General features: G+C 41.8%; 4 protein-coding genes. 3 read left to right on the top strand and 1 reads right to left on the bottom strand.

The window, feature by feature from the left end; translation table 11 throughout:
* Positions 1 to 64: 64 nt before the first annotated feature.
* Positions 65 to 1,708, top strand: a complete 1,644-nt coding sequence (locus tag ACFE90_RS36800) for an acetolactate synthase large subunit (protein ID WP_375507177.1) — start codon at positions 65 to 67, stop codon at positions 1,706 to 1,708.
* Between the two features lie 576 nt (positions 1,709 to 2,284).
* Here ACFE90_RS36800 and ACFE90_RS36795 read toward each other — a convergent pair.
* Positions 2,285 to 2,521: a hypothetical protein gene (locus ACFE90_RS36795; RefSeq protein WP_375507176.1), complete on the bottom strand. Its 237-nt coding sequence runs from the start codon at positions 2,519 to 2,521 to the stop codon at positions 2,285 to 2,287.
* 216 nt (positions 2,522 to 2,737) lie between these two features.
* On the opposite strand from ACFE90_RS36795, the gene ACFE90_RS36790 reads away from it, so the two are divergent.
* Together ACFE90_RS36790 and ACFE90_RS36785 are read left to right on the top strand one after the other, a co-directional pair.
* The gene (locus tag ACFE90_RS36790) at positions 2,738 to 3,835 is read left to right on the top strand and encodes an ATP-binding protein (protein WP_375507175.1); all 1,098 of its coding nucleotides are present in this window, start codon (positions 2,738 to 2,740) and stop codon (positions 3,833 to 3,835) included.
* Positions 3,836 to 3,849: 14 nt separating this feature from the next.
* Entirely contained in the window at positions 3,850 to 4,071 is a 222-nt protein-coding gene (locus ACFE90_RS36785; protein WP_375507174.1) for a hypothetical protein, read from the top strand.
* Positions 4,072 to 4,101: the final 30 nt, after the last annotated feature.

Raw genomic sequence — 4,101 nt, 5'->3', positions numbered from 1 at the left:
GTCCCTAGTCCCCAGTCCCCATTCTCCAGTCCCCAGTCTTATTCGTTGCTAGTTAGGAAATAAAATGAATACAGCAGAATTATTGGTGCAGTGCCTAGAAAATGAAGGAGTGCAATATATTTTTGGACTCCCTGGCGAAGAAAACCTGCACGTATTGGAAGCGTTAAAACATTCTTCGATTAAATTTATTACAACTCGTCATGAACAGGGTGCAGCATTCATGGCGGATGTCTACGGACGCCTGACAGGAAAAGCTGGAGTGTGTCTTTCTACTCTTGGCCCTGGGGCAACCAACTTGATGACTGGGGTAGCAGATGCTAACCTCGATGGTGCGCCTTTAGTGGCGATTACTGGTCAAGTGGGAACAGATAGAATGCATATTGAATCCCATCAATATTTAGATTTGGTGGCAATGTTTGCACCTGTTACCAAGTGGAATAAGCAGATAGTGCGACCGAGTATTACACCAGAAGTAGTACGGAAAGCATTTAAGCGATCGCAATCAGAAAAACCTGGTGCAGTTCACATCGATTTACCAGAAAATATTGCTGCCATGCCCGTGGAAGGCAAACCTTTGCGTAAGGATAATAGCGAAAAAAGCTATGCATCTTTTGCTAGCATTCGGGCAGCAGCAGCTGCAATTTGCCAAGCAGTTAATCCATTAATCTTAGTAGGAAATGGGGCAATTCGCGCTCATGCAAGTGATGCAGTCACACAATTTGCCACCTTGTTGAATATACCTGTTGCCAATACTTTTATGGGTAAAGGCGTAATTCCCTACACACATCAATTAGCTTTATGGTCAGTGGGATTACAGCAAAGAGATTTTATTACCTGTGCCTTTGATAACACAGATTTAGTAATTGCGATCGGCTATGATTTGATTGAGTTTTCCCCGAAGAAATGGAATCGCAATGGTGAAATTCCCATTGTGCATATTGGGGTAAATCCGGCAGAAATTGATAGTAGTTATATTCCCAACGCCGAAGTTGTGGGAGATATTTCCGATTCCCTCTATGAAATTTTAAAATTAGCAGATAGACAAGGCAAACCCGATCCTTTTGCTATTAGCTTAAGGTCAGAGATTCGGGCTGATTACGAACAGTATGCCTATGATGACGGATTTCCTATCAAGCCGCAAAAGTTAATTTATGACTTACGGCAAGTGATGGGCCCAGATGATATCGTCATCTCTGATGTTGGCGCACATAAAATGTGGATGGCTCGTCATTATCATTGCCATAGTCCCAATACTTGCATAATTTCCAACGGCTTCGCGGCTATGGGTATTGCCATTCCTGGCGCTTTAGCAGCAAAACTCGTTCATCCTAAGCGCAAAGTCGTTGCTGTAACAGGGGATGGCGGCTTTATGATGAATTCTCAGGAATTAGAAACAGCCTTGCGTGTCGGTACGCCCTTTGTCACCATAATTTTCAATGATGGTGGCTATGGATTAATTGAGTGGAAGCAAGAAAATCAATTTGGCAAAGGAAATTCATCTTTTGTGCATTTTAGCAATCCTGATTTTGTCAAATTTGCCGAAAGCATGGGTTTAAAAGGTTACCGAGTTGAATCAGCTTTAGATTTGATTCCCACTTTGAAAGAAGCCCTCGCTCAAAATGTACCCGCCGTGATAGATTGTCCCGTAGATTATCGGGAGAATCACCGCTTCAGTCAAAAAGCCGGCGAGTTGAGTTGTGCGCTGTAAAAATTAGAGATGCGATTAATCGCGTCTGTACAAGAGTAGGAGTAGAGACGCGATTAATCGCGTCTGTACAAGAGTAGGAGTAGAGACGCGATTAATCGCGTCTGTACAAAAGTTTTAGTCTTTGGCTAAAGCACCGTTTTTCTGAGCTTAATTTAAAAGTAGCTGTAGGAAATTAAATATAAAATGTCATTGCGAACGTAATGCAGTGGAATGAAGCAATCGCAAACACTGAGATTGCTTCACTTCGTACCCTACGGAAACGCCAAGGGTGAACGCAATGACAAACTATCCTATATTTATATCCTGCGGGAACGCTCCACGAACGTGTCTATGCGTTCTTTGGGGTTCGCTAAAAAAACTATGAGCCTCAAAAACTCGTTCACGAGTATTAAAGACTCATTCACGAGTATCAAAGACTCATTCACGAGTATCAAAGACTCATTCACGAGTATCAAAGACTCGTTCACGAGTATCAAAGACTCGTTCACGAGTATCAAAGACTCGTTCACGAGTATTAAAGACTCGTCCACAATGAATTAGAAGTTATTGATTCTAACTCATCACTAATTTTTACTCTTAATTAATCGTCTTTTGGTTGGAATTTGTGCTTTCCTGCTTTTGGGCAATATTTTCTACTGCTTTGCATTGCCTTTTGTCAATATCTGACTTAATGATGAGTCCCTTAGTATTCAGCGCTATTTCAACTTGGTATTGACCATTTACCATATTAATAGCGGCGTAAGTTACTGTACCAAACATCATCACTCCGCAAAGTGATAAGATAATTTGCAGAATTCCCAGTTCTCGTTTCATTTTCAAAGCCCTTAATTCCTTACATTTCTATTACAACTTGGTGCTGGCTGAGAACGGAGTTGAGAAATAGTCACCGATTAGACGAGTTATTAGTTGATTATCGGTTAAGTTCAGGATGACTCTAATTTAGTAGAGTGCAAGAGGTTAGCGCTCAACAGCAAGGCTATTTAGCTAGTATAAAAACCTGATATACTCACAGCAGATTCTCCCTGAGGAATGATGGCGCGATCGCTCCGAGTAGCCCCAGAGTATATTGAAAAAGTCAAGTCAGCACCTCAGCGTAACGGCTATCCTAGCCAGCAGTCTTTGGCTACTGACACAGGATTTTCTCTCTCTACAGTCAAAAGCTTTCTCACTGGTAAACCTGTTGACTATCTAAATTTTGTAGAACTTAGCAAAAAACTGGGGTTAGAGTGGCAAGACATTGCATACAAAGAACCAGAAACTCAGCCAAATAAACCTCAGCCAACTAACGGGGAAGCATCACCCTTCATCACTGGCGCACCCATCACCCAGCCGCGTTACTTTTTTGGACGAGAGAAAGAATTAAAACGCCTCTTCAACTTACTCAAACGCCATCCCCTACAAAACGCCGCCATTATCGGCAAAAAGCGTAGTGGCAAAACATCCCTGGTGCACTACTTAAAAAATATCACCACCACCCCAGTAGAACAACTGCGTCCTGAGCAAAAATCTGACTGGCTACCGCATCCAGAAAATTACTGTTGGATTTTTGTAGACTTGCAAGACGCACGAATGCAAAGCCGAGAAGGACTGCTAAAGTACATCCTAGAATCACTGAAGATGCAAGTGCCTACACCTTGTGATTTAGATCATTTCATGGATGTAGTCAGCGATAATTTGTGTTCTCCCACAGTCATCTTATTGGATGAGATTAGTGTTGGCTTGCAACGTTGTCCAGAATTAGATGATGGCTTTTGGGAGAGTTTGCGGTCTTTGGCGACTAACCACACAGGCGGAAATCTGGCATTTATCTTAGCTACCCCTGAATCACCAATTGAACTAGCACATAATACAGGACACAGTTCACCCTTTTTCAATATTTTCGGCTACACCGCACATCTGGAAGCATTAACTGAGACAGAAGCGCGAGAATTGATAGCAAGTTCGCCCATTCCCTTCACTGAGGAAGATGTGGAATGGATTTTGACACAAAGTTGCTGCTGGCCTCTGTTGTTACAGATTCTCTGTAGAGAAAGATTATTTAACTTAGAAGAAGGAGAGAATAATAATAACTGGCGTGAGGAAGGATTACGACAAATGAAATTATTTACTCATTTATTAGATTCATAACTAGCAGAGTAACTATGAAAGCACACCGAATTGAAACAAAGTTAATTAAAAACGGAACCTTGATTCTTGAGGATTTACCCTTTCAAGCAGGTGAAGCAGTAGAAATCATTGTTTTAGAACGTTTTCCCCAACCTTTAGAATCTAATCCTTATCCTTTACGGGAAACGGTTATTCACTATGATGATCCTTTTAAGCCTGCTGTACCTATAGAAGATGGGAGCAACGCGATTTGGTGAGGTAGGATCAAAAACCAGCGATCGCTAAAA

Origin of the sequence: uncultured Nostoc sp. (assembly GCF_964245445.1) — a bacterium.
Taxonomy (GTDB): Bacteria; Cyanobacteriota; Cyanobacteriia; order Cyanobacteriales; family Nostocaceae; genus Nostoc.
Note: the sequence above shows the minus strand (reverse complement) of the source record. Positions and strands in the feature narration are given on the sequence as shown.